Below are 24,511 nucleotides of genomic sequence, written 5' to 3'. Positions count from 1 at the left end.
ACATGAGCCATTTAGTATTAACGCCGGGTAGCCTTACCCTTAAGCAAGTTCGTGAAATTAGCCGCGGAAAAGTTACCCTTGAGCTGGCTGAGAGCGCTATTAGCGACATCAATAGCAGTGCCGGTCTTGTACAACAAGTACTGGATGAAGGGCGTACCGTTTATGGTATCAACACCGGTTTTGGTTTACTAGCTAACACTAAAATTGCCGCTGAGGATTTACAACTGTTACAGCGCTCTATTGTACTGTCGCACGCTGCGGGTACCGGCCAATACATGCAAGACGCTACAGTGCGTTTGATGATGGTATTGAAGATCAACTCGCTAAGCCGTGGATTCTCTGGTATTCGTTTAGAGGTGATTAACTTCCTTATTGCATTGGTGAATGCTGAAGTTTATCCCTGTGTACCAGAAAAAGGCTCTGTAGGTGCATCTGGTGATTTGGCGCCACTATCTCACATGTGTTTACCACTACTTGCCGAAGGTGAGATGAGCTACAAAGGTCAGCTGATCACTGCTGCGGAAGGTCTTGCAATCGCAGGTCTTAAGCCGCTTGAACTAGCGGCTAAAGAAGGCTTAGCACTACTTAACGGTACGCAAGCTTCAACCGCATTAGCGCTAGAAGGTTTATTTAACGCAGAAGACCTGTTTGCGGCAAGTTCTGTTATTGGCGCCATGAGCGTTGAAGCTGCGATGGGCAGCCGTAGTCCGTTTGATCCGCGTATTCACGCTGCTCGTGGCCAAAAAGGCCAAATTGACTCAGCAGCTGTATTCCGTCATCTACTGGGGGATGAGTCAGAGATCAGCCTTGATCATGTTAACTGTGAAAAGGTGCAAGATCCTTACTCACTGCGTTGTCAGCCACAAGTATTGGGCGCTTGTTTAACCCAAATTCGTCATGCAGCAGAGGTGCTAGGCACTGAAGCTAACGGTGTTACCGATAATCCATTAGTGTTCCAAGATACTGGCGACATTATCTCTGGTGGTAACTTCCACGCTGAGCCTGTGGCAATGGCAGCAGATAACCTAGCGATCGCGATTGCAGAACTGGGCTCTATCGCTGAGCGTCGTATCGCACTGCTTATCGATTCAAACTTGTCAAAACTGCCACCGTTCCTTGTCGAAAATGGCGGTGTAAACTCAGGCTTTATGATTGCTCAGGTAACGGCTGCGGCATTGGCATCTGAAAACAAGACTTACGCGCATCCAGCGTCAGTTGATAGCTTGCCAACTTCTGCTAACCAAGAAGATCACGTGTCTATGGCTACGTTTGCGGCGCGCCGCTTGCGTGATATGTCTGAAAACACCCGTGGCGTGTTAGCAGTTGAACTACTAGCTGCGGCGCAAGGCTTGGATTTCCGTCGTCCACTGCAACCTGCAGTCGCTGTGGCGAAGGCTAAAGCTGAGCTACGTGAACTGGTGACATACTACGATAAAGACCGTTTCTTCGGCCCAGATATCGAAGCCGCGACCGACCTGTTGATCACTGCCAGCTACAACGCTTACTTGCCAGCAGATATTCTGCCGAGTCTGTAAGCTACCTCTGTGATTAGGTATTAGTTACAAATACTAAAAGGGCTATCTTTGATAGCCCTTTTTTAATAGTACAATTAAGCATTACGATTGTGACTTGGAGTAGAGAAATGCTCTATGCATATGTGAAACGCCACAAGCACCTCCATGTGGGCTCGACGATGGCATCCATGCCATCAACGTCCACAAATGCACTAGAGCATTTTGATTGCCATTAATAGCTGTTATTAAAAAATGAAACCTAATACTTTTCAAATACACTGTATCGATCCTTTAACGCATTGCGCAAAAAATTCTTTAGTCTTAAGCCTAATGTCTGCATTGTTGAAACTGTTAATGTGTAATAGCGTAGTTTGGAGTTGATGGTCGTTGAAGCGAATTTAAGGTGCAGTAATGCAAGCATTTCAAGATTTATACCCAGAAGATCTCAGCCATTGTTATGGTTGCGGCAAAAATAATCCTCACGGGCATCAACTCAAAAGCTATTGGGACGATGATGAAACTATTGCCTTGTTCACTCCTAAGCCTTTTCATACCGCTATTCCCGGATTTGTTTATGGTGGACTGATTGCTTCATTAATCGATTGTCATGGCACAGGTAGTGCCAGCGCCGCCGCTGCACGGGCTTTTTCGGATAACACTCAAGCGCCACCAAGGTTTGTTACCGCGGCGCTGAATATTGATTATTTGGCACCCACTCCAATGGGCATTGAGCTCGAACTGCGTGGCGTTATTCGACAGGTAAAACCTAAAAAGGTATTAATTGAAATAAGCTTGTCAGCACAAGGCAAGGTGTGTGCTAAAGCGCGTATGGTGGCAGTGAAGATGCCTGAGAGCATGATGATTTAACCTACGCTTTTTAGTTATCGATTATCGCTGCTTCGAGCAGGTTAAATTATTTTTTATAAAGTAAGAGTAATGTTAAGCTATTGATTTTTGGCTTGGGGTTGTGATGATCTGTTGTAAGCTAAGTCGCCAGAACTTTTTTATTCAAGTTTTCGTTACTTTATTTTTTATCGCAATAGGTATTGAATTTTACCTAAATATAGAGACACTTCGCTCTAGTGAGACCTTTGGAAAAACCCTAATAGTTATAACGATGGTGCCTTTATTCGTTTTATATTTATTGGTTATTATCGTGAGTTTTATAGATAGCCCAAAAACAATAAGGTTAGACCTTGCTTCAGAAATGCTCTTTATTGATGATAAGAAACTGGAGCTAAGTGAGCTAGAAAGCCTCTCTTTTAGCTATGAAAAAGAGCGAATTTTTATTGAGGTAATTCTTCTCAAGGGTAATATTTTGCTTAAAAGCAAAATAAGCTACCTATGCAATATGTCTATTAATGAGATAGACGAGAGCACGTCAGAAATCGAGAATGTTGCAGTCTATCGTCATTAACAAGGCCTAGTTACAAGAAGAGCTGTTACTCTGTGCATCTAGGCCTTAACAGTTAGATTCTCTAGCCATTAAAGTGTTAATTTTTATATTTTTTCCAAGACAAAAAAATGGTAGCCAAACTCTGCGGCAAACTGGCTGCAAATATCCACTTCATGTTTGATATCTTTCAGCGCTGCGGAATTAGGCATTGCTGATTCAAGCTCTTTTGCTCGCTCACCTAACGGGCCGTAATAATCTAACCAAGCCTGTTTGCTCTGAGGGAAATGCGCTACAACACGATAGCCAGCGTGCTTCATTTGCTCGATTCGGGTTGCGACAGGCTGAATGTCTGGATAGTTATGCTTCCAAAACTCAACAGATTCACTGTTTGGATTATCCGTTTTCCAAACCAAATCACTAATCACTAAGCAGCCTTGCTTTGGTAGTAATGGTCGCCATTGCATGAGAGCTTTCTCGATCCCCATTATGTAGGCACTGCCTTCTGCCCAGATAAGATCAAAGCTCTCATCAGAGAAAGGGAGTTCTGTCATGCTGGCGCAAATTGTTGCGAGTCGTGCCGAGAGACCTTGCTGTTCAAAACGTTGTGCTAGTCTATCTAGTGCAACTTGTTCATTGTCGACGGCGGTAATACTCGCCTCGCTATGTTCTGCTAATACCTGAGTCGCCAGTCCCTTACCGCAACCCACTTCTAGTATGTTAACTGCCGTGCTAGGCACTAATGACAAAGCTTTTTGTGTATCAACTTCACTGCCTGGACCCCAACGTTCTAAGGTTTCGAAAACCTTCATAAAGTCTGCGATGTATAAATCATGTTCGTTCATATCTTTTGATAACCATTTCAGTCGCAAGGCTTCTTTCTCATTGAATCCTTGCTTTATTAACCACTCGAGATGAGCATCTGGCGCAAGTTTATCCAAATTTGCGTGCCATGCTTTAAGGTCACCCTCACCGAGCATGGATGCAAGCAACTGTCTTGACTGCTGCTTTTGCTCTATCTCCTCGTCCAGCGCTTGTAGGCGGCTTTGCAATAATTGCCTATCAACTTTAGCTTCTAGGCATATTTTGCACTCTTGTAGTGTTAACCCGCCGGCAAGTAATTGCTGGATTAATCGCAAGCGTTGCAGATCTTTATCGCTGTATATTCGATAGCCATTATCAAGCCGATGCCCAGTGATAAGCCCTTGCTTCTCATAATAAAGCAGCGCCGTTCGAGATAGCCCAACCTTTGCTGCAAGCTCAGATATTTGATACATGATCACCAGCCTTATATCCGTTGATGGTTAAGTACCTTAAACTATAAAGCTATAGACAGGTCAAGTTAGTGTGTTGAAGATAGTCAATAAAACACCGAGAAAAGGTAGAGAATGGAGGCTAGTGTTACAACACTATCTTTATGAGTCGGTAGCCTTATCTGTATACTATTATCCTGATTATAATGGAAATAATGCTCTTTAATTATCAGGAAGGGCAAAGCACAAGGAAGAAATACAGATCATGATTAAGTTTTTTTTATTCTGTTTGCTGGCAGTAATTTTTGTTGGCTGTAGAGCTACTGAGCAGATTTTAACTGTTAAAGCTGGTGAATGTTACGGCGTAGAATACACCGTCAAGCCGCAATACAGCCCTAGTGTTTCTCGTAAAATAGTTGTCGCTATAAATAGACTGAATAACTGTGATTTTGTAGAAGCACAGACAACTCTAGCAGCAGCCGCGCCACAAACAGATAAAGATAGGTATCTTGTTGCGTCATATAGAGCGCAGGCTGGAGCTGCTGATATGGTGAGGAGGAGTTTGCATAATGGCAATTACCAGCAGGTGGTGGATTCTGCTTTATTGTGGAGTAATTTTGTAAAAGTAGACAATGATCCGCTTATTAGTAAAGAGCTATACATTGCTTACAAGATGCTGGGAAATTTTGATAAAGCTGAACATTTGGCGGTTATTGCTTTTGAGTCACACGCTGCAGCAGAGCTACATTTTACTCAATGGCATCAAAAGCAATTCCCCGAACGATATAAACAAAAAGACAACGTTGATTATGCAAAGCTGAGCCGAGATCTGTTATTACTGGAAACTGAGCAGTCTATAAGTGACAGCTTAAACTTCCGTCGTCGGCAGGGTGTCGATCCCGTCGTGACAACAAGAACAGATTTAAGTGTTCCCTTTTCAATCTATCGAGTCGCACCTACTGCTGTGCACCCAGGCTGGGTAGTATTAAGCTATTCGGTTAATAAAGAGGGGCGAACTGAAGATATAGAAATCATTGATGTGAGTCCTGAAGGTGCTTTTGAGGCAGATGCCATCAATACATTATCGAAATGGTTATACCTTCCTGCTCAATCTGAAAGCGGTACACTCATCAAAACAGTAAACCTCAAGGTTAGACTTGAGGTTTCAGTGGCTGATTAATCCAGTTGCAGCCTCTCAAACCGATTTATCATAGGCTGCTGTTAACCAATTAATGACTTCATCATCAATGTCAGCTAACGTTTTAAGCTGAATTCGATGAGTACACATGGCGCCGAAGGGGCCTGAATCTTCTAGCCGCCCTTGTACATCAACACCTTTGAGCTTTAAGCCCAAGTCTATTCTCGTTTTAGTAGCGGGTTTGATTAGTGCAAACTGGTTTTTTCTTATTAAGCTGACGCTGGCTTTTTTGGGCGTTATAGTGACATCATCACCGAAGCTATCGGCGATAGCGATTAGCTTTTGGTAGATCGGTTTAAGGCTTTCTTTCCCGGTATATTGAGAGGCAACTAGATCTTCTGTTGGCTGATCTTTTTGTTGCGATAAGGTCACAATGGTATTGGCAAATCCATGGGTCACGCTATGCTCAGTTTTGAGGTACTTGACTGCCGCGCTATGTTTATCGAAGTTCTCTTTTGCTAATACTTGAATCCACTGCTCGAGACTTTTCCCTGTTTTTTCAGGCATATTGTTAATCATGGTCTGTAATGCTTTATCCATATTATTCAACCTTTATCCATAGCGTATGAATGTTCATTTATGCATTAGTTTAGCAAAGAAGCAATCTACTATTGTTTTGCTGGGGGCAGAACAGCAGGCATTATTTAAATGATTATTGGATTTAAAAAGGGAAATGACTTCGGCTTTAGGGGGGAAACAAAAAGACCTAGCTTATCGCTAGGCCTCTAAAGCGGGAATTAAACTAATGAGGTTACATACGTGAGTCCATCTCTTTCATCTTCAGGCTCATTAGCTGCTTAGTCCATTGCGCTTTGTCGATACCTTCAATCCAGAATACTCGGCTTTCGCGGGTTTGGCCTTTACGCAAGTATGTATCAGGCATTCTGAATATCGCTTGCCACACCTGTACGGTTTCGCGCTTTATCAGCGAGCCGGAATCGGCAAATAAGCTGACTTCAAGCTCAATCATCACGTAGTGCTCTGAGCTATTGCTTGAGAGCTCAAAGGTTAGCCCTAGTCGACCATCATCATCCCACTGGCTGTTTAGGTAGCTGACTTTTACGCCGCTTTTTCCAGTTGATTTTAATAGTGCGGACTGAGCGATAGCACTTGAGGTGAGGGCTTCGCTAGTGTTTGTTGTAGCAGGTACGTTTGCTGGAGCTGCACTCTCTGCGGCTGTTACTGCGGCTACCGTAGCTGGTAGGGTCACAGGTGTTGCTGTGTCCGGTTTAGCCTGACTTTCTAGGATCACATATTCCCAGGTGAAGTCATCGTTAAGTTTAACTGTTGCGCCATTTTCTAAAGTAACTCGCGCCACTTCATCGGCATAGGCGGGGATTGAGAGCGAGAATAGAGCAATGCAGGCATAGGCCATTAGCGTTTTGTACATGATTGTTAACCTTGTAAAGGAGATTGCCCTAGCATAGACAAACTCCTGTTAGATTAACACTGACAAGATCAAAATTAGTGTACTTATCGTCGTGGGTTTACATGGTGTAACCGATACTAAATACCGCTGACTCAGTGGCGCTGTTGTAGCCTGCAGCCATTGTGAAGTTAGGCCCTAACACATATCGAATACCTGCCTCGGCTCCCCAAGTGGTATCTTTGTCGGTTTCCCATACAGGCTCGGCGCCGACAACATAAGGGACAATATTGGTAGTAGAAGAGACTTCGTGGATATAGGCCGTCGCTCCGCCATAAAGGCTTAAGCCCGCAGCGAGTGGGTAGGTTAAACCAAAGCGCCACAGTGAACTTTGTGAATAAGCCTCGCTGGGCTCTTCAACCACTAAATCATTTTTTTTGCTCTGTGCGTAGCCAATGTAATAACCCCACTGGGCATAGTCAGTATCGTAGTGGCTGGGAGCAATGGTGATGCCGTAGAGATCGTCGATTGCCGGAATATAGTCTACGGTTATAGCAATTGTCGGTTTTGGTAAAACTGGCGCATCTTTGCTGTAATCATTGGCAAGCGCGCTAAAGCTACAGAGGGAGATAACACAGGTAAGTATGTATTTGGTCATTTTGATCTCGATGAACTTCAGGCAATAGAAAATGGATTGTTGTGAATCTTTAGATTACAGTCAACTGTGTTAGCTCAAATTGCTGTTAAACTTGATTATTGTGATTAATTTGTTTGCCACTTGATTGTGGCTTGTTAACCCTATTTTGCAAGCTTGAACGGATTGTTTATGTCTGTTCACTATCGGAGATATCTATTTTGGATCAGGAATTACGTGCAAGTATCACTCAATGGTTGGCAACTGTCGGGATCGACAGCCAACCAGCAGACGGTGTTTCAACCAGTATTCTTGTTATAGCCTGTTTCATTGTTGCTTTTATTGGCTACGTTTTTGTGAAACGTGGTGTTGTCAGTACCATGAATATTGTCATCACTCGCTCGCGCGTCCATTGGGACGATATCTTCATGCGCTATCGTGTATTGGAGAAGTTGGCTAAGTTGGTTCCGGCTCTTATTCTCAACATCATTCTGCCACTGGCCTTAACCGAGCATCCTGTGCTGGAGAGTTTGGCTGATCGGCTACTTGACGTCACTATTGTTATTTTATTTGTGCGAGCAGTTTATAGCGCCCTTGATGCGGCGAATGAAATTGCTGACGTGAACTTGATCAGTCGTCGATTGCCTATCAAGAGCTTCGTGCAGCTATTTAAGCTATTTATGTTTTTTGTCGCCATTATCATTTCGATCTCGGTACTGGCTGATCAATCGCCGGTTTATTTCTTAAGTGGTTTAGGTGTAGCAACCGGTTTGGTGATGTTGGTCTTCAGGGACACTATTTTGGGCTTTGTGGCTGGTATTCAGCTAGCGGCTAACAGAATGGTCAGCCCAACAGATTGGATCCAAATGGATAAGTACGGCGCCGATGGTGCGGTTGAAGAGGTATCGCTTACAACGGTTAAAGTGCGTAACTGGGATCAGACTATTACCATGATCCCCGCCTATGCTTTGGTGTCGGATGCCTTTAAAAACTGGCGTGGAATGTCTGAATCTGGTGGCCGTAGAATTAAACGGTCAGTACAGATTGATATTAGTTCTATCGGTTTTTTAACTGAAGAGGACCAGCAGAGATTATCGAAGATCAATCTTCTTAAGCCCTATTTCGCTGCAAAATCGCAGGAGATCAGTACGTTTAACGCCCAGATAGAAGATGCCGATATGCCTGTAAATAGTCGACATTTGACTAACGTGGGGACCTTTAGAGCCTACATGTTGGCTTATTTAAATCAGCATGAGAAAGTTCATAAAGATATGACCTTGTTAGTACGTCAGTTGGCGCCAACATCGAGTGGTGTACCGATTGAGCTATATATCTTTACCAATGACATAAGGTGGGCGGCTTATGAAGATATCCAAGCGGATATCTTTGATCATGTGTTTGCAATAATGCCAGAATTTGGCTTAAGGGTGTATCAAGGGCCTACAGGCGCGGATGTGCGTAGTTTGCAAAGCCATTAGTCACAGTAGCTGAACCTAGGAAGGCACCTTATTAGGTGCCTTTTTTAATATGATTAAACCAAGTGGCGGCCACCATCAATTTTCAAGGTTTGACCGGTAACATAGTGACTTTGTAATAGGTAATTGACCGCATTTAAGATCTCTACCTCACCCCCCTCCTTGGCCATCAGTGCTTTTTTGAGTGCCTTTTGCTTGTATTGCTCGTCATCATCGGGATTAAACATGAGTAGTGCAGGGGCGATACTGTTGACCTTAACCTCAGGTGCATACTTCGCGGCAAAAGATAGCGTCAGGTTTTGTAACGCTGCTTTACTGGCAGCATAAGCTGCATGTTTTTTACTGCCTTTTTCTGCTACATAATCGGTGATGTGGATAATGTCAGCCATGCCGTTATTGGCTTTGAGCTGCTCCGCAAGTGCCAAGTTGATGGTATAAGGCACACTCACATGAATGCGCATCATTTTGTCCATAGTTGATAGGGCAGATGCGGTATCGCCGTCTGGCAACCAGTCAGATGCATTATGGATTAGAGCTTTAAAGGCTGACTGTTGAGCAAGCTTTTGTAGCAGTTCATTGAGTTGAGCATCTTGATAGAAATCACACTGATGCAGCTCAACACCTAAGGCTTCGAGTTCTTGCAGTTGTGGGTATTGGCTACGATAAGTGCCAATGACTTTATAGCCTTGTTGGGCTAAATGCTTGGCAAGGTAGAAGCCGACACGCTTGCCGACTCCGGTTATTAAAATAGCGGCTGTCATCAAAATCCTTAATGGCTGACTAGCGGAAAAACTCTGCCCGAGTTGCGGCGCTGGTTTTAAACTCGCCTCCGAGGGCTGTGGTTTGCGTTTGCGATTGGGTATCCATTACCCCTCTGGATTTTACGCAGTAGTGGGTGGCATCAATGCTGACCGCGACGTTATCGGTTGCCAATAATGTTTGTAGGGCAACTAAGATCTGCTTGGTTAAACGTTCCTGCACTTGTGGACGCTGGGCAAAAAAGCGCACGATACGATTGATTTTAGACAGACCAATAATGGTGCTGCTGGGGATATAAGCCACTTTTGCTAAGCCATCGATGGTAACGAAGTGATGCTCACAGGTGCTGACGACGCTGATATCAGTGATCCGCACCATCTCATCGATCGCCATCTTATTTTTAATTTGAGCTATTTTAGGAAAGTTGTCGTAGTTTAGGCCGGCAAAAACTTCGTTGACATACATCTTAGCTATACGGTGCGGCGTCTCTTGTAAGCTGTCATCGCTGAGGTCGAGGCCTAAGGTTGATACGACTTCCGTCATTAAGCCCTTAATGCGCTCGTACTTCTGTTCGGGGGTCATATCCGACGGAATTAGAGGGGTCTCGAGCCCTTGTTTGATTAGTGCATCTCTCACTTGTTGAGCCTGAGGTACGTCCATAATTGACTCCTGCTGAGATTGAATGAGTTGACTGTGGGACATTAAGATTTTCGGTACTCTAAAGACAGTGATACGGAGTCTGCGAACCTTAATGCATGGGGTTTATCAATGGTCACTCGTGCATATTGCACCCACGGGTGCTGGCTACTGATATCGAGTACATCTGACACCAATTTTTCTAACAGTAGAAAGCGCCCCTCTTCGACATGCTGAATAACGGCCTTAGTTACCTTTTTATAATTGAGTGCCTCATCGACGTTATCTTCGCGAATGGCATTACTCGCGGGATAGTGGATCTCGATGTTAATCACCACATCCTGCATTTTTTCGCGCTCTTCGATATTGAAGCCGATGAATGTGCGCAAGCGTAAATTGGTGACTTTGATAATGGCGTTGCTTGTTGTCATTTATAGTCCTTTATCGTTCTTTTAACTAACTATAGGCAAAGATACGGATAATTCAGCAATTTAGATCATCCCTTTAAGTACCAATTTACACCAAGCAGAGATCTAAAAGTCAACTGACATCGTACAAATTGATAATGTTTGTTGGCTGAGCTGAGTGAACTATGGAGCGAAATGAACGTATTTGGCAAGGTTTGGGTTATGCCGGGTTGTTACCTTTTATTATAGCAACAACAATGGCTTGGACTGGATTGCAATTAACTTGGTTAAACGCTGAGTTTGCCTTTATTAGTTATAGCGCAGTCATTCTTAGCTTTATATCAGGCACCTTGTGGGGGCGTGCTATTGCACTATCAACCAGCAGCACGACTGGGCGTTTGCTTATACAGAGTAATCTGTTTTCGATTTTGTCGTGGCTGGCGCTGTTACTGAATCAACAAGCCGCGAGTTTAGTGTTGCTCTTGCTGGGTTATTTATGGCTTTTTGTCATTGAAAAAAAGGCCCAAGAGCTATGCCTTAACCAAGATTATATATCAATGAGACTCAGATTAACCCTGGTGGCGGTAACTATGCATCTACTGATGTTAATCCATCAATTGTTCGGAGGTTAGTAATGAAACTACGTATCTTTTATGACTCACTCTGTCCGCTGTGTGACGCGGAAATGCAACACATCAAATCTCTAGATAGTCACGATAACATTGAGTTGCAAGATCTCAATCAAGATGATTTTTGCGTTAAATTTCCTGAGATAGATTTCGCTTTAGCGAACAAGATTTTACATGCACAGCGTGCTGATGGCTCATTGATTACAGGACTAGATGTGACCTACGAGGCTTGGGCTGCAGTGGGTAAAGAGAAGTGGGTTTCACTACTGCGTTGCTCGTTAGTTAAGCCACTTGCTGATAGAGGCTACCTGTTTTTTGCTAAGCACCGTTATCGTATATCTTACTTATTAACGGGTAAGAAGCGCTGCGAAACAGGCACTTGTTACCGCTAAAATACGCTGTTGAAGTGATTATCAACTAAAATTAATTTTGTTCGTAATGCAATCAATCCGGTTGCTTAATCGTTTACGGGTTGAATGTGTTATCTATCAAAAGGAATAATCGATATGAAATCTTCAACAACTGCACTTGGTGTTACGGTCGCTGGTATTTTGGCGGCGAGTTTATCTATGGGAGCTCAAGCGGTACCTGACCAACCTAAAGAATGGGAAAAGTGTGCCGGGATTGCTAAAGCTGGTGCTAACGACTGTGGTGCGTTAGACGGAAGTCATGGCTGCGCTGGGCAAGCTAAAGCTGACAACTTACCTACTGAATGGGTCTACGTGCCTGCTGGCACTTGCGACAAAATTACTGGTGGCGAAGTAAAAGCGGTTAAACCGGCCAAAAGCTAATGCCTAATTTTGGCATCGCTGGCGCAGGCATCGGCCTGCGCACTCCCCATGTGCAGCAGATATTAGCTGATGAAAGTCTTGCTATCCCTTGGTTAGAGGTGTTGGCTGATAACTGGCTGGTGGACGGAGGCTTAAATCAACACCTGCTAAGACGTATCAGCGAACGTTTTCCCTTGGTATTTCATAGCGTAGGTTTATCACTCGGTGGTGCTAATACGCTCAATGTTGATTACCTCAAGCAGATCAAATCTCTCAAGCAAGCTTGTGGAGCCCACTGGTATTCTGAACATGCTAGTTTCTCCGGTAATGATGATTTCAAAGTGGCAGATCTGTTGCCGTTGCCCTACACAGACGAAGCCGTCATGCATATCAGCAATAGGATCAGACAAACTCAAGATCTGCTGGGTGAAAGGATCTTGCTGGAAAACGTGTCTACCTATATGAGTTGCCAACATAATGAATTGAGTGAGGGGGAATTTATTGCTGCTATTGCCGCAGAAGCTGACTGCTACCTGTTGCTGGATATTAATAATGCTTTTGTAACCAGTGTGAATCTTGATCAGCAGTTGCAAGCATTTTTAGATGCCGTACCTGCCAAGCGGGTAAAGCAGATCCATTTGGCAGGTTTCCATCAAAAAGACGATTATCTGCTGGATGCGCATAACCATCCAGTCGATCCACAAGTTTGGCAGGCTTATCAAAATTACATTCAGCTCAATGGCAATATTCCCACTATGATTGAGTGGGACAGTGAGATCCCAACACTAAACTGGTTATTACAGGAGCGGCAGATTGCCGCTGATATGATGCAGCGTAATGCCAAGCCTGTCGCTGGAGTGGAACGATGCGCTTAGCGGACTGGCAAGGGGCATTTATGCAAGCGCTGCAAGCTAATGGTGATGACAACGCACTATTAGCCTTGGTCAATCAGCGCGAGCAATCGCGGTTAAAAGTTTATCAAAACAATGCTTTTCAAGCGTTGCTAAGTAGTCTGCAAAGTAGCTTTCCTGTTTGCCAGACGGTCGTTGGAGAGCATTGCTTTGAGCAATTCGCACAGCAATATTGCAACCGTTATCCATTATGTGATGCCAATTTAAACCATTATGGTGCACAGTTTCCTAGGTTACTTGGCGATGAGGTTAAGCAACATCAAGCATTTATTGGGCTTGAGTACTTACCAGAGCTGGCGATGCTTGAATGGACGCTAAAGCAGGGTTATTACGCTCAAGATCGTAGTGACTTTGTGCAACTGCCGCAAGTTCATGGCTTGGAAGAGTTGGCGCGACTTAGTGAAGCTTTGCAGCAGCAAACTGTGCTACTACTGCAACCTGATATTGAGTTGCTTAGTTGTCACTATCCGGTGCAACGAGTCTGGTTAAAGCATCAAGCCACAACAGAGCAAAGCCACACCGCTAGTTGCGATAGCGCAACGAACTATCTGCTGATCTTTCGGGAGCGTTTTAAGGTGAGCTTTAGGCAGATTTCAGCGCCACAAGCTCAGCTAATAATGGCGATACAACAGAGTTTGTCGCTCGGGCAGTTAACTAACACCGATGTGGGTTTGAGTGAACTACCTCAGCTTATTCAACAGGGCTGGATTGCGGGCTATAAGCTGCGGGAAACGGCCGATGGATAGGGAGTTGCTGCAGAGCCTATATCGTTACTGTTTATGCCTTACTCGGCATAGCGCAGCAGCGGAAGATCTGTTGCAAACCGCAATAGAGCATTGGTTAAAAAGTGCTGCTAAACCTGTCCACGCTAAAGCCTACCTGCGCACCGTGATTCGCAATCAATTTATTGATGATTGCAGGCGACAAAATCGTATCGACTTTGAGCCACTAGACCAGCATGCGCCGGCGTTATTGGATGAGACCAGCATGGAGCAAATTGCTCTGCAGCACGACTTAATCGAGTACCTATTTTTACAGCTTAATGCCGCCGAAAGAGAAGTGTTGTACCTATGGGCTGTTGAGGGCTTTAGTGCTGCTGAAATTGCTAGTGATTTGGGGCAGCCTCGCGGCACGGTTTTGTCGAGGCTACATAGAATAAAGATTAAGTCGGCGGATATTATGCAAAATGAAGCCGTGAAAGCAGCGGGTGCAGGTCAGGGGAGCGAGTAATATTATGACTAAAAAACACGATGCCACTGACAGCAATTTTAGACAATCAGTGAAGCAGTATGTTGAAGCGCAGCAACTTTCAGAGCAGGCATTAACGCGCATGCAAGCTTTGCTGATGAGTGCTGGGGCTAATACTGACGAATCTAAGGTTGAGGCTTTGCTTGAGGAAAGCTATAGGGCAGCAAAGCAACCGCTTCAAACAGAACCAGATGCCGACAGCGTCGAAGATGCTAGTTTGCTGGCCAATACCAGTCAAACACGCAAACCTATCATCAAACTTATTTATGCGCTTGCTGCCAGTGTTTTTGTGCTGGTGGCAGCATTTCAGCTGTATTCCTATAACCAAATGCAGCAGCTAATTAATAGCGGCTCAAACAAGCTAGTCATGACTAGCATCAGTTGGAAGATTGCCGATGAAGTGGCACGCAATCATGTCAAGATGAAGCCGCTTGAGGTGCAAACCCAGCAATTAACTCAGCTGAGAGATTACTTTAGTCAGCTAGATTTTACCCCTGTTAACTCAAGTTTTCTCACCAATAGCGGCGATAATGATAGCAAGATGCTTGGGGGCCGCTATTGCTCTATTCAGGGGTTAACTGCCGCACAGATCCGATTTAGTCAAAAAGATAAACAACCGATTACCCTTTACGAGGTGCAATATGACCCTAGCCTCTATGGTAAGCAGCCAATATTGGAGCAGGGAGATAAGCCCACTGAGCTGATAGTTCGTGGTGTGGCGGTGTCTATTTGGGTCGAGAAAGGGCTGTTAATGGCCACAGCCCGTTCGATCGATTAGCAATATATTATTGCCAAAGCATATTGATCGTTTGGTTCGTCGTTAGTTGGTTCCAGGCTTTTTCTAGCATCGCTCGACCCGTTTCAACGGCTTCAGCACCAAAGTCTTCAACTAGCAGTTTGAAGTATTCATCAATAGTGGTGGCCGATACGGCTGCAGTAATGATATCAGCCATAGAGTCTCCTTCAATGGTAGTCGGGACCCAGCGGTGTTTTACCATGTACTCAACAATCTTGGATATCTCATCTTCAAATATCGCATCAGGCAACACTTCTGTCATCAATTGTGCTGCTTCTGAGCGGGTGGAGGAGTTAATCATTACCGCGAGCACTAACCTAGACTCGTAATCGGTGATGCCTTTTCTTAGAAAGTTGAGTTGTCGCCTGTAATGTGTGAGCTCTGTCACCGCGATTATTTCAGCAGCTTCTTGCTCTCCATATAGGTTAATGAGCACTTCTTTGATAGCGCTATTATTTTTCTTTACTAGCATGGGGATTAGCCGGATAAGTTGGAACTTTTCCAGATCTACAAATAGCTGTTGGTAAAATTCTTTATCGAAAGAAAATAAACGCCCGGCATCAGCATTAACAATTGCTGCGAGTTTATTCGCTTCCGCTCTTTGATAAAAACATTCTGAAGAAAGTGAAGGCGCGTGATAATCTCTTTGCGCTGGGTAACTCTCCTTACTATGAGTTCGAATAATTAGGGTGATTGAAGGAGACTCGATATGGAATAGTGAATGTATGTATCGGTTGCCGCCGTTGATTTCGCAAGTATCACCGACTTTAAGATGGCGTATGCGACGCTTGGTTAAGCTGCCACTTTGGGTTCGCTCCGCAGTATCGTCGTTAGTCTCAAAATCATAAGTGGTTTCGATGCTAGATCCTTTAAGCACCTTGAATGCACCATCAAAGCGGTGGTCATGAATGCTGGTTGAAGCTTCATACCAGTGTAGAGCTTGAATGATAAAGTCATCATTCTTATATAGTATTATGGGGAAATCACTAAAGTTTTCTTTATTATGCGCTAACCTAGATATGTCATTAAGCTGGTATGCCAATAGCTCGTTGCCGCTGATGTCATATTTAATATTCGACTTTTTGAGTTCTTCGAAAGCAATTTTTGAAAAGTCCGCTTCCTTGTAAGCTGCTCCTTGGGTGATTAGGCTTAATTTTTTCCCTAGAGCTTCAGCTTTGCTAATTAAATTATCCATTATTCATCCATGCTTGGTATTAATGTTAGAGGCTAACAATTTGGCATTGATTTAATAATAGGTTGATTTTTATGACAATTGAATTGTGTTCATAGACACTAAGTTAATACTATAGGTTTACTCTCCTTTGTTTGAGTTTAGTATTTAGTTAAACGCACACCTGGTTACGGCCTTTTTTCTTAGCGCGATACAGAGCTTGATCCGCTTTTTTCAATGTTTGCTCGAAAGTTTCACCATGTTGATGTTCTGAGACTCCAATAGATATGGTGACATTAACGGTTTTACTTTGGTTTTGCGCTTTACCGCGTTTAGCCTTGGTTTGCTGTTTGCGCTGTTCATTGCGCAGCACAATGTCGTAATCCTGTATTGTCTCTCGTACCTCTTCAAGGCAATGTAAAATCGATGAGGTATCTTTGCGAGAGAAGACGATGGTGAACTCTTCGCCGCCGTAACGGAAGGCTTTACCGCCACCGCGCACTTGAGAGATCTTACTGGCGACCAACTTAAGCACTTGGTCACCAACATCATGGCCATAGGTGTCGTTGAACTTTTTAAAGTGATCGATATCGAGCATGGCTACGCTGTATTTTCGCCCCAATGACAGCACTAAGTTATAAAGGGCACGACGAGAAGCAAGGCCGGTGAGCTCATCTCGATAGGCTAGAAAGTATGAGTCGGTGAGTACTGTCAGTATATAAACAATCGCGAGGGCTGTTATCGACACTGAGGCGGATAGTAACTCCGGCATGAGCGACTGAATTGTCCATAGTACTAAAGTGATAAAAATCGAGGTGTTAACTAAGTTGCTTTGCCAGATCCCGCGTATAAAAACTAACATCGCCCCAAAGTAAAAGGGGGCAAGGGTGCGTATCTCGATGGTTATCATGCTGGGTAGGTAGCTATCGATAATGCTCTGGTATTGAGTATTGGCCCATATCCACCCAAACGCCGCGGCAAAGCATAGTGCTATACCGATAACCCTAATAACACCATGAGCGGAAAGCAGTCCTCTATCTTTAATAAAGGCAAACCAAGTAATGGTAAAAACACCGCTAAGAAAGATCTGTTGTGGGTATTTATCAAATAAGGTTGTAGACGAGCTTTGGTCTAGAAGGTAGTAATAGGTAAGCAGCAATAGTGCAAGGTAAGCTAGGCGACTGCGGTTAAACTGCAGCGCAATAATAACCACTACCGGTAGCAACCAGAATGGTAACTGCTCTATGACGCTGTGCCAGGTTTGCAGCTGTGGTAAGCAATATTGAGTGACAGCTAACAGCAAGCCTGTGAAAAAAAGAGGCAAGAAAAAATAGCGACAGCGATGATAAAAAGCGGACAAGGTTAACCTCAATATAAACGTATGTTTAACTACAACTCGGGTATTACCTTCTGTAAGTCGACATTTCTAACAAAAGATAAAGTCTTTCATGGCTACAAATCTGTAAAAAGTGCACGCAGACAATGTTGTGGGTTACAGAAGTTGATAATACCAACCGTAGTCAATAACTGCTCACCCTAGCTTGTTAAAGCGCTCGATAACGTCGTTAAAAATGTTGATTGGAGAATAACGACTTATCGAAAATTAACGCCTTGTTCTCAAGCGTTTTTCCTGCGCTATTGCTGAACACTTACTGCGATTGGAATAACACGTTAACTTAAAGAGGATTTTACCGAATAACCATTGAATCTGTCACGATCATTTGGTTGGTATTACTGCGGCTGTTTTGCAGTGTTAGCGCTAAGGGAAGCTCGAGTAGATAGTAGAGCTTCCCCCCACGTTGAAGACATTAATCTGCCTAAGCTTGGCGCGACAAGCTTAGGCGAACTTTGCAAACTAGGGCAATACTTGAGCGCCGCTATTTTGCTGCTGTAGTCTGGTATCGCTTTGCTGATGAGCCACCGCCCAAATACTGTCGGCCTCGCCGAAATAGGCTCTGTGATGTGCTTTATTGGCGGCGATAAAAAACAGCAGCGCGAATATAAGTGATATAGCTTCAATGGTTATTGATGCGAGATCTGTGGCCGTCCATATTGCCAGTTGGGGCAGTAATAGCGCGATTAAGCTCGTTACTGGAATCAACAAGCAGCAAATTGCTAGCAATCTAAGTAGCGAGATTGCGGCAACTGCAGCCCCGCGAGCAAAGCTGTAGGCTAATGCTGCAAAAAACGCGATATAGTAACAACTGAGGTAGTAACTATTTATTTGTTCGCTTAACAGGTAAAGCCATTTTGTCGCTAGCATCGAAACAGCGACACCTAACATAGAGCCTAAGCATACACCGATAGTCAGCGATGCCATTATCTTGGTTGCTTTGCGTTGCGCCGCTTGTTTCTGTCTGCGTTTTTCAAGCCAAAGTAAATTACCGCTGTAAAACAAAAACGCCCCGAGTAAGCCGAGGGCAAAATATAGCCAGCGGCCGAAACTACCTGCGTAATTACCAAAGTGGAGCGCAAATAAACTGTTGACCACGGGGCCATATAACCCTTCTTCGACTTGGTTAATCGTATTGTATTGCACAGCCAGAGTATAAGGATGCATATAGATGAAATCACTGTAACCGCCGCGCATGATTTTACCGCTAGCTTGCAGCTCTACCGCTAAGGAAGGAGAAGTTGAATTTAGCTGACTAAACTCCATAGATGCGATTTGGTAACCTTCGGCAAGCGGTGTGACTTCGGCAATATAGCTGTCAATGCTGTGCAGTTGGCTGACAGAATACTCAATGGTTGAGCGCTCTCTGGGCTCGAATAAAGGTTTATCACCATAAAGAATACTTAAGCCGCCATAGAACATGTCATGAAACGCAAAGACCACCACAGTCCATGCAATAATCAAGTGAAAAGGTAAGCTCACAACACCGACCAAGTTATGGCTGTCTAACCAAAAGCGATTCACACCTTTATGCTGTCTGAGCGCAAAGAGATTTTTAACTAACGTAGGCAATAAAACAATAACGCCTGAAATCAGTGCGAGAAAATACAGTGCTGCAGCTAGACCCAGAATGAGTACGCCGAGATCTTCATGGCCGATATTGCCGATGATCCCCGCGGTGCGGTGCAACTGATCGACCAATGTGCCTAACTCATTGGTACTGCTTGCTTGGCTGAACCATTCGCCATTCTCATTAAAGCTGGCATGGCGCAGGTGATCATCGAGGCGTAATCCACGCCCACCACCTTTTTCATACCATTTAATCGGTGAATCATCGTCGTTAAAGCTGATGATAAAGCCATCTTTGGCTTTTTCACTATTATTGATCGCTGCTTGAATGAGCTTATCCAATTGCGTGATAGGTACTTGCTGCAGTGTTTGTGTTGGTGGTGTTGCCCATTGCTCTATTTGAGGTTTGAACATGGTGAGGGCGCCAGCGAAAAAGGCGATAAACAACAGCAGGCCTGTGGTGATCCCTGTCCATGTATGGATCGACTGGTAAGTTCTTAAAATATCAGCTCGTATTCTCACTTAAGCCACCATAAAACCGCAAATAAACTGTAAATAACGAGGTTAGCCGACATGAGATAACCAAATGCACTGGCTGCTGTTTTGAATAAAAAGCTAAAAGCTATAATGGGTAACCAGATAAAACTGATAAGCCACATGTTCATTTGCACCTTCATTGGTGCATCAATTCCCCCTGGGCCAAACCATGCAAACACGGCAATGACACCATAAGATAAGCTCAGACCTAAAAAGCTTGCGGTGAGGCTTTTTCTCCACCAGTGCGATTGAATTTTTTGCGCTTGGGTTAACCGTGTCATTTATGTGGCTCTCTTGATTTAAAAATCGTGCTGAAGGGGACGCAAATCAATAGTGCGATAATAGTGAATAGCCAAGTGAAAACGGCTGCTGTGGTTGTTAGTAGTTGTACCCAACTCAATAATGCGAATAGCAATAGAATCAGCCCCACTAGAATGGCTGGCTTGGGTAGAGATTTTGCTAGTAACTTTTGATGCTTGCTGGTGGCATAGATCATAGTGACACCGACCAAAGTCAGTACCAACCCCGTGATTTGAAACATAACCATCAACTCCTCCCTAAACGTCTGATTAACTGTGATGAGCAACAAAACTAAATAGCGTATTAGCTTTATTACATAGGTATTAAATTTGTGTAAATGGTAATGTAAATGTGAATGATTCGCAATTGTATGTGGGTGAGGTTTAATGTAAATTGTTGCTGCTTTTAATCGGAACGATAATTTCTATTTACTGTGAACTTGAGGGATCCCATGGAATACAGGGTGTTTAACAAAAATCTCGTTGTGGCGGCAATATTATGTAGTCCTATATTTTCGACGGCTTACGCTGCTGTTGATGTTGAAGCTGCAAAATCGATAGAAAGAATTACCGTATATGGTGAAAAGGTCGAACGTAGCCTTAAAGATACCACCTCATCGGTCTCAATTATTGATAAAGAGACGTTAGACAGTGGTCAATATCAATCGGTATCCAATGCTTTATCTGAAGTACCAAACGTTGTAGTAACAACGGGAGCAGTGCCGGATATTCGAGGCGTCACTGGTAATGGATCAGCCACCGGGTTTAACTCTTTCACTGGCGGAGCTAAAGCACGAGTTTCAACGCTTGTTGACGGCGTAGCTGAGCCCTTTGTCGCGGACTTAACCGGTGACACAGGCCTGTGGGATATAGAGCAGATAGAAGTTTTTCGAGGACCGCAGTCAACCATTAATGGTCGCAACAGTATTGGTGGCGCAGTATTTATTAAAACGGCAGATCCAACCTTTGACTGGCAAGCAGCGGCACGTTTAGGTTATCGAGATCAAGATAGCTTTATCGATAGCGCTGTGATGCTATCGGGTCCGATTTTAGATGATCAGCTTGCCTTTAGAGTCACAGGCCAAAATGTAAATGGCAACACTTACAATAAGGGCTTGGTATATGACACTAATCCAAAAACCTTTGACCAAAATGAACTCATTACCAACCGATGGCGCGGAAAATTGCTTTGGCAACCTGCTGGGCTAGAAGACTTATCGGTGTTGTACAGTTTTTCATATAACGATGAGCAAGGTGACTCTGGGCGTAACTACTTTACCGGTGACGACCCTTGGGCGTATAAACCGTTGTTTCAACGCTATATCACCACTAAGTCAACGACCCATTCTGTGACATTTGATTACCAGCTGGCTGATGGGCAATCGCTTGATTTACAGTTTTCCTTTATGGATTATGATTGGGGTTTTGAATCCTATGAACCTTTGGCTGTAGCTGAAAGTACTGTCGACATGAATGACAAAAGTTACAACGTCGATGGCAAATATAGTTTTGGGCTGAATGATCGAGATCTAAATGGCTTTATTGGATTAGCTTATTATAAGCGTACCCAAGACTTTAGCAGTGTAGGTGGTTTTTCCTATGGGGGAGATGATAGTAGTACCTCTGCTTCTGTTTATGGAGAGATGACCTTTGCAATGGCCGAAAAGTGGTGGCTGACCTTTGGCGGGCGTGTGATGCGTGATGAACAGACTAGAAACTTTGCTATGCAGTTTAGAGGCGCTGCAATTGATGAGCTGTTAGATGAGGCTAAAACGGTGGCCTTGCCTAAGCTTGTGGTGCAATACGCCGTTACTGATACTACGACATTGGCGGTAAGTGGCCGACGTGGTTACAACGCTGGCGGTGGAGCAATGGCGTTAACCTCAGCTGGTGGCGATTACTATTACTATGATGACGAGTCTGTTGATACCTATGAACTAAGCTCCAGAAGTAGTTTTGATGCTGGTAATGTAAACCTAAACGCTAACCTGTTTTATAACGATTATGACGGCTATCAAGCGTCTAATAGTTTACGTCGGATCACCAATATTGATAAAGCAGTCACCTATGGTTTAGAGCTCGAGTTCACCAGCATGTTGGGTGATAGCTGGCAGCTGTTTTCAGGTTTAGGCCTGCTTCAAAGTGAAATTAAAGCAGCAGATCCTAGCTACGGCGATATTGTGGGTAATGAGCTAAATGCTGCGCCGAATGTTACTGCCAACCTTGGGGTTAAATATTGGTTGTCTGATGAGCTGACATTTGGACTATCAGCAAATTATGTTGATGAGTATTTTGCCGATATTGCTAATACAGAAGAGCGTGTTGCCGGTGATTATGTTTTGAGTCGCTTCAATGTTGATTATCAGAATGATAACTGGCGGATCAGTGCCTTTGTGAATAACTTATTTGATGAGCAAGCACTTACAGTGAATGAACCGCCAGGACGTGGTTATGAGCATGGCTATGCTGCGGTCGTTGATCCGAGAAATGTCGGTGTATCTGTGACTTATAACTACTGATATTAACAGAAGTGTGTCATTTGCTTTTGCCTATGACGCACTTCTTCAGAACGTAAAAATAACCTTGACGGACTGTGTCCATTTTTCGCTCTAGTACTCGATGTTATTCAAAAATCCAACTGCCAGTTATCCCCCATTGACGTCCAGGCATAATGTTTGCCATATCATCAGCGGTGGCGATGTATTTCTCATTGGATATATTATTGATACTAGCAGTGAGCTTGAATGAATCAGAGAGCCAGTAATGACCACTTAGATCGATAATATGGGCGGCATCTAATGCTTGCTCCCCAGCCGCTGGTTGGTTAAAGCTGTCTCGGTAGCGATAGAAAGCGGATGTTTGCCAGTTATCTTCAGACCAAGATAGTAACAAGCGACTTTCTGCTGGTGGGATATCTGCGAGAGGCTGATCGTCGGTATTGTGCCCTTTAGTGAGTTGATAGATCCAGTTTATAGATAGGTTTTCTGTGAGTTGGCTATTAATTTCAATTTCGCCACCATATATTTCAGCCGTGGTTTCATTGCGATAAGTTAAGGTTTCGCTATCGACTGCAACCTTCTCTATATAATTGTCGATGCTGTTGTAAAATCCCTGCAAGCTTAGTGAGAATAACTCTGTTTCTAGTTGATACGAAATGAGAGCATTTTTACTCTCTTCGGGTTTGAGATCTTGGTTGCCAATAAACTGAGCTCTGGCGGTGGAGCCATCGAAGAAGCGTTCTGTTAATGTCGGAAAGCGAAAGCCTGTACCGAGATCGATCTCAATATTTGAAGTTTCGTTGAGTGGTGAGGCTAACTTAATGAATCCAGTTGCATAGTGGTCTGAAACCGTTGTTTGGCTGGTTTGTTGTATATATTCCATTCGTGCACCCGCAGTGACTCTTAACGGGGCAAGCTCTAAATTTGCATCGGCATAAAGCGCACCACGATACTCATCACCTTCTAGAATCGTTTTGCTCCATTGCTGCTCGTTGGAGCTGCTGTATTGCGTTTCAGTGATCTCAACATTGGCACGATTATCACTGTCTAAGCCCACGCGGCCTGTCATTTCGCTTAGTTGCCAGTTTGTTTGAGCATAAAGTCCCCAGTCGAAACTGCGGTAATCATTTACGTTGCGTCTTTTTTCTATACGAACGGTATCAGCTTGCCAATCTTGTTGATGAAAATAGCCACCAAGAGCCCAGTTTCTAGCTTGAGATAGGGTTATTTTTCCCAGCAAATGTTTTTCAAAAGGGTAGGTACTGATCCGCGAGTCTGGATACTGATTATTACTTTTGCCTATATCCTTGCCATAGGAGCCTATGAGTGAGCTCTCTAATTGAGTTTCGTCATCAATATTGGCTTCATATGTAAAGTAACCCGAGAACTGTTCAAATTCAGAGAGTAATGCTTGCTGTTGCTGATTGTCATCATTACTTGCGCCACGATAAGCCAGTCCAGTGTAGAGTTCGTCAATGATTGAGCCGGTATATGCCAGGCTATTTTCATTGCCAAAAGACTGATAGCCAGCGGTTACAGTGCTGATATCATCTTGTTTTAAGTTGGCATTTATCACACCGCCTATGGCACCAGAACCATAATAGGTTGAGCTTGGTCCACTAATGACGTCAATACTACTGAGTAAGTTTGGGTCGATAAATGAAAGGGAGTTTCCTGCTCTTCTGTCTGTATTAATATTAATCCCATCAATAAGAGATTTTATTCTCCATTTAGACTGGCCGCGGATATTATAGGCTTGCCACAATCCCCCCTGACCATTAAGCGTGACTCCCGGGGTATAAAGTAATACGTCAGATATTTTTTGTAACGGAAAATCAATGGTATCTATATCAATGGTTACTTGATTACTAAAGCGACTTTGATCCTTGGTGAGATTCTTATTTCCGGTAACCTGTATTCGCTCTATATCGGTGTTAGCGAGAGCTAATTGATAGGGACTAAGATATAAAATAGTTATAAAAACCCCAGCAAAAACTAAACGATTCATGACTTTCCTTGTACGACAAATTATTCTTTTTCTTTGTTTTCTTTGTT

General features: G+C 43.8%; 26 protein-coding genes. 13 read left to right on the top strand and 13 right to left on the bottom strand.

The window, feature by feature from the left end; translation table 11 throughout:
* The first annotated feature begins 2 nt into the window (after window positions 1–2).
* From hutH to AB4135_RS07500, 3 genes are all read left to right on the top strand, one after another.
* A complete protein-coding gene (hutH, locus tag AB4135_RS07510; protein ID WP_371991693.1) occupies window positions 3–1,535 on the top strand; it encodes a histidine ammonia-lyase in 1,533 nt (510 codons plus the stop codon).
* 390 nt (window positions 1,536–1,925) lie between these two features.
* Entirely contained in the window at window positions 1,926–2,381 is a 456-nt protein-coding gene (locus AB4135_RS07505; RefSeq protein ID WP_371991691.1) for a PaaI family thioesterase, read from the top strand.
* Window positions 2,382–2,670: 289 nt separating this feature from the next.
* Window positions 2,671–2,931, top strand: coding sequence for a hypothetical protein (locus tag AB4135_RS07500; protein ID WP_371991689.1), 261 nt, complete (start codon window positions 2,671–2,673; stop codon window positions 2,929–2,931).
* Window positions 2,932–3,014: 83 nt separating this feature from the next.
* Here AB4135_RS07500 and AB4135_RS07495 read toward each other — a convergent pair whose 3' ends face one another.
* The gene (locus AB4135_RS07495) at window positions 3,015–4,184 is read right to left on the bottom strand and encodes a MerR family transcriptional regulator (protein WP_371991688.1); all 1,170 of its coding nucleotides are present in this window, start codon (window positions 4,182–4,184) and stop codon (window positions 3,015–3,017) included.
* 241 nt (window positions 4,185–4,425) lie between these two features.
* Between AB4135_RS07495 and AB4135_RS07490 the strand changes: the two genes are divergently transcribed.
* The gene (locus AB4135_RS07490) at window positions 4,426–5,340 is read left to right on the top strand and encodes an energy transducer TonB (protein ID WP_371991686.1); all 915 of its coding nucleotides are present in this window, start codon (window positions 4,426–4,428) and stop codon (window positions 5,338–5,340) included.
* A gap of 15 nt (window positions 5,341–5,355) precedes the next feature.
* Here the strand turns inward: AB4135_RS07490 and AB4135_RS07485 are convergent, their stop codons facing one another.
* The 3 genes from AB4135_RS07485 to AB4135_RS07475 form a co-directional block, all read right to left on the bottom strand.
* The gene (locus AB4135_RS07485) at window positions 5,356–5,898 is read right to left on the bottom strand and encodes a DUF5655 domain-containing protein (protein WP_371991684.1); all 543 of its coding nucleotides are present in this window, start codon (window positions 5,896–5,898) and stop codon (window positions 5,356–5,358) included.
* A 211-nt stretch (window positions 5,899–6,109) separates the two neighbouring features.
* Entirely contained in the window at window positions 6,110–6,748 is a 639-nt protein-coding gene (locus AB4135_RS07480; RefSeq protein WP_371991682.1) for a DUF3157 family protein, read from the bottom strand.
* Window positions 6,749–6,845: 97 nt separating this feature from the next.
* Window positions 6,846–7,382, bottom strand: a complete 537-nt coding sequence (locus tag AB4135_RS07475; RefSeq protein WP_371991680.1) for a TonB-dependent receptor — start codon at window positions 7,380–7,382, stop codon at window positions 6,846–6,848.
* Window positions 7,383–7,579: 197 nt separating this feature from the next.
* Here AB4135_RS07475 and AB4135_RS07470 point away from each other — a divergent pair, with 197 nt between their 5' ends.
* Complete coding sequence (locus AB4135_RS07470; RefSeq protein WP_371991678.1) at window positions 7,580–8,836, top strand: mechanosensitive ion channel family protein; 1,257 nt, start codon at window positions 7,580–7,582, stop codon at window positions 8,834–8,836.
* Window positions 8,837–8,889: 53 nt separating this feature from the next.
* Here AB4135_RS07470 and folM read toward each other — a convergent pair whose 3' ends face one another.
* The 3 genes from folM to folX are packed head-to-tail and all read right to left on the bottom strand — an operon-like array spanning window position 8,890 to window position 10,659.
* A complete protein-coding gene (folM, locus tag AB4135_RS07465; RefSeq protein ID WP_371991676.1) occupies window positions 8,890–9,594 on the bottom strand; it encodes a dihydromonapterin reductase in 705 nt (234 codons plus the stop codon).
* Between the two features lie 19 nt (window positions 9,595–9,613).
* Complete coding sequence (gene folE, locus AB4135_RS07460; RefSeq protein ID WP_371991674.1) at window positions 9,614–10,252, bottom strand: GTP cyclohydrolase I FolE; 639 nt, start codon at window positions 10,250–10,252, stop codon at window positions 9,614–9,616.
* A 41-nt stretch (window positions 10,253–10,293) separates the two neighbouring features.
* Complete coding sequence (folX, locus tag AB4135_RS07455; RefSeq protein WP_044555521.1) at window positions 10,294–10,659, bottom strand: dihydroneopterin triphosphate 2'-epimerase; 366 nt, start codon at window positions 10,657–10,659, stop codon at window positions 10,294–10,296.
* 161 nt (window positions 10,660–10,820) lie between these two features.
* On the opposite strand from folX, the gene AB4135_RS07450 reads away from it, so the two are divergent.
* From AB4135_RS07450 to AB4135_RS07420, 7 genes are all read left to right on the top strand, one after another.
* Window positions 10,821–11,267 carry a DUF3429 domain-containing protein gene (locus AB4135_RS07450; RefSeq protein ID WP_371991672.1) on the top strand — a complete coding sequence of 149 codons (447 nt, stop codon included), beginning with the start codon at window positions 10,821–10,823 and terminating at the stop codon, window positions 11,265–11,267.
* 2 nt (window positions 11,268–11,269) lie between these two features.
* Window positions 11,270–11,656: a thiol-disulfide oxidoreductase DCC family protein gene (locus AB4135_RS07445; RefSeq protein ID WP_371991670.1), complete on the top strand. Its 387-nt coding sequence runs from the start codon at window positions 11,270–11,272 to the stop codon at window positions 11,654–11,656.
* A gap of 114 nt (window positions 11,657–11,770) precedes the next feature.
* Window positions 11,771–12,055, top strand: coding sequence for a DUF2282 domain-containing protein (locus AB4135_RS07440; protein ID WP_371991668.1), 285 nt, complete (start codon window positions 11,771–11,773; stop codon window positions 12,053–12,055).
* A complete protein-coding gene (locus AB4135_RS07435; RefSeq protein WP_371991666.1) occupies window positions 12,055–12,909 on the top strand; it encodes a DUF692 domain-containing protein in 855 nt (284 codons plus the stop codon). Before AB4135_RS07440 ends, AB4135_RS07435 begins: the two co-directional genes overlap by 1 nt.
* Complete coding sequence (locus AB4135_RS07430) at window positions 12,900–13,691, top strand: putative DNA-binding domain-containing protein (RefSeq protein WP_371991664.1); 792 nt, start codon at window positions 12,900–12,902, stop codon at window positions 13,689–13,691. Before AB4135_RS07435 ends, AB4135_RS07430 begins: the two co-directional genes overlap by 10 nt.
* Window positions 13,684–14,175 carry an RNA polymerase sigma factor gene (locus AB4135_RS07425; RefSeq protein ID WP_371991662.1) on the top strand — a complete coding sequence of 164 codons (492 nt, stop codon included), beginning with the start codon at window positions 13,684–13,686 and terminating at the stop codon, window positions 14,173–14,175. The genes AB4135_RS07430 and AB4135_RS07425 overlap by 8 nt, the downstream gene beginning before the upstream one ends.
* Before the next feature lie 4 nt (window positions 14,176–14,179).
* Window positions 14,180–14,971 (top strand): hypothetical protein, encoded by a 792-nt coding sequence (locus tag AB4135_RS07420; protein ID WP_371991660.1) that lies wholly within the window; start codon window positions 14,180–14,182, stop codon window positions 14,969–14,971.
* Between the two features lie 7 nt (window positions 14,972–14,978).
* On the opposite strand, the gene AB4135_RS07415 is transcribed toward AB4135_RS07420, so the two are convergent.
* From AB4135_RS07415 to AB4135_RS07395, 5 genes are all read right to left on the bottom strand, one after another.
* Entirely contained in the window at window positions 14,979–16,184 is a 1,206-nt protein-coding gene (locus AB4135_RS07415) for a hypothetical protein (RefSeq protein ID WP_371991658.1), read from the bottom strand.
* Window positions 16,185–16,332: 148 nt separating this feature from the next.
* The gene (locus tag AB4135_RS07410; RefSeq protein ID WP_371991656.1) at window positions 16,333–17,520 is read right to left on the bottom strand and encodes a diguanylate cyclase; all 1,188 of its coding nucleotides are present in this window, start codon (window positions 17,518–17,520) and stop codon (window positions 16,333–16,335) included.
* A 495-nt stretch (window positions 17,521–18,015) separates the two neighbouring features.
* Window positions 18,016–19,644 carry a PepSY-associated TM helix domain-containing protein gene (locus tag AB4135_RS07405; protein WP_371991654.1) on the bottom strand — a complete coding sequence of 543 codons (1,629 nt, stop codon included), beginning with the start codon at window positions 19,642–19,644 and terminating at the stop codon, window positions 18,016–18,018.
* Window positions 19,641–19,940, bottom strand: a complete 300-nt coding sequence (locus AB4135_RS07400) for a hypothetical protein (RefSeq protein WP_371991652.1) — start codon at window positions 19,938–19,940, stop codon at window positions 19,641–19,643. The genes AB4135_RS07405 and AB4135_RS07400 overlap by 4 nt, the downstream gene beginning before the upstream one ends.
* Window positions 19,937–20,206, bottom strand: coding sequence for a hypothetical protein (locus AB4135_RS07395; protein WP_371991650.1), 270 nt, complete (start codon window positions 20,204–20,206; stop codon window positions 19,937–19,939). The genes AB4135_RS07400 and AB4135_RS07395 overlap by 4 nt, the downstream gene beginning before the upstream one ends.
* A gap of 204 nt (window positions 20,207–20,410) precedes the next feature.
* On the opposite strand from AB4135_RS07395, the gene AB4135_RS07390 reads away from it, so the two are divergent.
* Entirely contained in the window at window positions 20,411–22,477 is a 2,067-nt protein-coding gene (locus tag AB4135_RS07390) for a TonB-dependent receptor (protein ID WP_371991648.1), read from the top strand.
* Window positions 22,478–22,580: 103 nt separating this feature from the next.
* On the opposite strand, the gene AB4135_RS07385 is transcribed toward AB4135_RS07390, so the two are convergent.
* Complete coding sequence (locus tag AB4135_RS07385) at window positions 22,581–24,464, bottom strand: TonB-dependent receptor (protein WP_371991645.1); 1,884 nt, start codon at window positions 24,462–24,464, stop codon at window positions 22,581–22,583.
* Window positions 24,465–24,511 lie beyond the last annotated feature (47 nt).

It is taken from the genome of Shewanella sp. 10N.286.54.B9 (assembly GCF_041468565.1).
Classification (GTDB): Bacteria; Pseudomonadota; Gammaproteobacteria; order Enterobacterales; family Shewanellaceae; genus Shewanella.
The sequence above is the reverse complement of the archived record's forward strand: the minus strand, read 5'-3'. Positions and strand labels throughout refer to the sequence as shown.

Coding starts and splice junctions, on each gene's coding strand:
- hutH (WP_371991693.1), top strand. CDS start 3: ATGAGCCATTTAGTATTAACGCCGGGTAGCCTTACCCTTAAGCAAGTT.
- AB4135_RS07505 (WP_371991691.1), top strand. CDS start 1,926: ATGCAAGCATTTCAAGATTTATACCCAGAAGATCTCAGCCATTGTTAT.
- AB4135_RS07495 (WP_371991688.1), bottom strand. CDS start 4,184: ATGTATCAAATATCTGAGCTTGCAGCAAAGGTTGGGCTATCTCGAACG.
- AB4135_RS07490 (WP_371991686.1), top strand. CDS start 4,426: ATGATTAAGTTTTTTTTATTCTGTTTGCTGGCAGTAATTTTTGTTGGC.
- AB4135_RS07485 (WP_371991684.1), bottom strand. CDS start 5,898: ATGGATAAAGCATTACAGACCATGATTAACAATATGCCTGAAAAAACA.
- AB4135_RS07480 (WP_371991682.1), bottom strand. CDS start 6,748: ATGTACAAAACGCTAATGGCCTATGCCTGCATTGCTCTATTCTCGCTC.
- AB4135_RS07475 (WP_371991680.1), bottom strand. CDS start 7,382: ATGACCAAATACATACTTACCTGTGTTATCTCCCTCTGTAGCTTTAGC.
- folM (WP_371991676.1), bottom strand. CDS start 9,594: ATGACAGCCGCTATTTTAATAACCGGAGTCGGCAAGCGTGTCGGCTTC.
- folE (WP_371991674.1), bottom strand. CDS start 10,252: ATGGACGTACCTCAGGCTCAACAAGTGAGAGATGCACTAATCAAACAA.
- folX (WP_044555521.1), bottom strand. CDS start 10,659: ATGACAACAAGCAACGCCATTATCAAAGTCACCAATTTACGCTTGCGC.
- AB4135_RS07450 (WP_371991672.1), top strand. CDS start 10,821: ATGGAGCGAAATGAACGTATTTGGCAAGGTTTGGGTTATGCCGGGTTG.
- AB4135_RS07445 (WP_371991670.1), top strand. CDS start 11,270: ATGAAACTACGTATCTTTTATGACTCACTCTGTCCGCTGTGTGACGCG.
- AB4135_RS07440 (WP_371991668.1), top strand. CDS start 11,771: ATGAAATCTTCAACAACTGCACTTGGTGTTACGGTCGCTGGTATTTTG.
- AB4135_RS07435 (WP_371991666.1), top strand. CDS start 12,055: ATGCCTAATTTTGGCATCGCTGGCGCAGGCATCGGCCTGCGCACTCCC.
- AB4135_RS07430 (WP_371991664.1), top strand. CDS start 12,900: ATGCGCTTAGCGGACTGGCAAGGGGCATTTATGCAAGCGCTGCAAGCT.
- AB4135_RS07425 (WP_371991662.1), top strand. CDS start 13,684: ATGGATAGGGAGTTGCTGCAGAGCCTATATCGTTACTGTTTATGCCTT.
- AB4135_RS07420 (WP_371991660.1), top strand. CDS start 14,180: ATGACTAAAAAACACGATGCCACTGACAGCAATTTTAGACAATCAGTG.
- AB4135_RS07415 (WP_371991658.1), bottom strand. CDS start 16,184: ATGGATAATTTAATTAGCAAAGCTGAAGCTCTAGGGAAAAAATTAAGC.
- AB4135_RS07400 (WP_371991652.1), bottom strand. CDS start 19,940: ATGACACGGTTAACCCAAGCGCAAAAAATTCAATCGCACTGGTGGAGA.
- AB4135_RS07395 (WP_371991650.1), bottom strand. CDS start 20,206: ATGGTTATGTTTCAAATCACGGGGTTGGTACTGACTTTGGTCGGTGTC.
- AB4135_RS07390 (WP_371991648.1), top strand. CDS start 20,411: ATGGAATACAGGGTGTTTAACAAAAATCTCGTTGTGGCGGCAATATTA.
- AB4135_RS07385 (WP_371991645.1), bottom strand. CDS start 24,464: ATGAATCGTTTAGTTTTTGCTGGGGTTTTTATAACTATTTTATATCTT.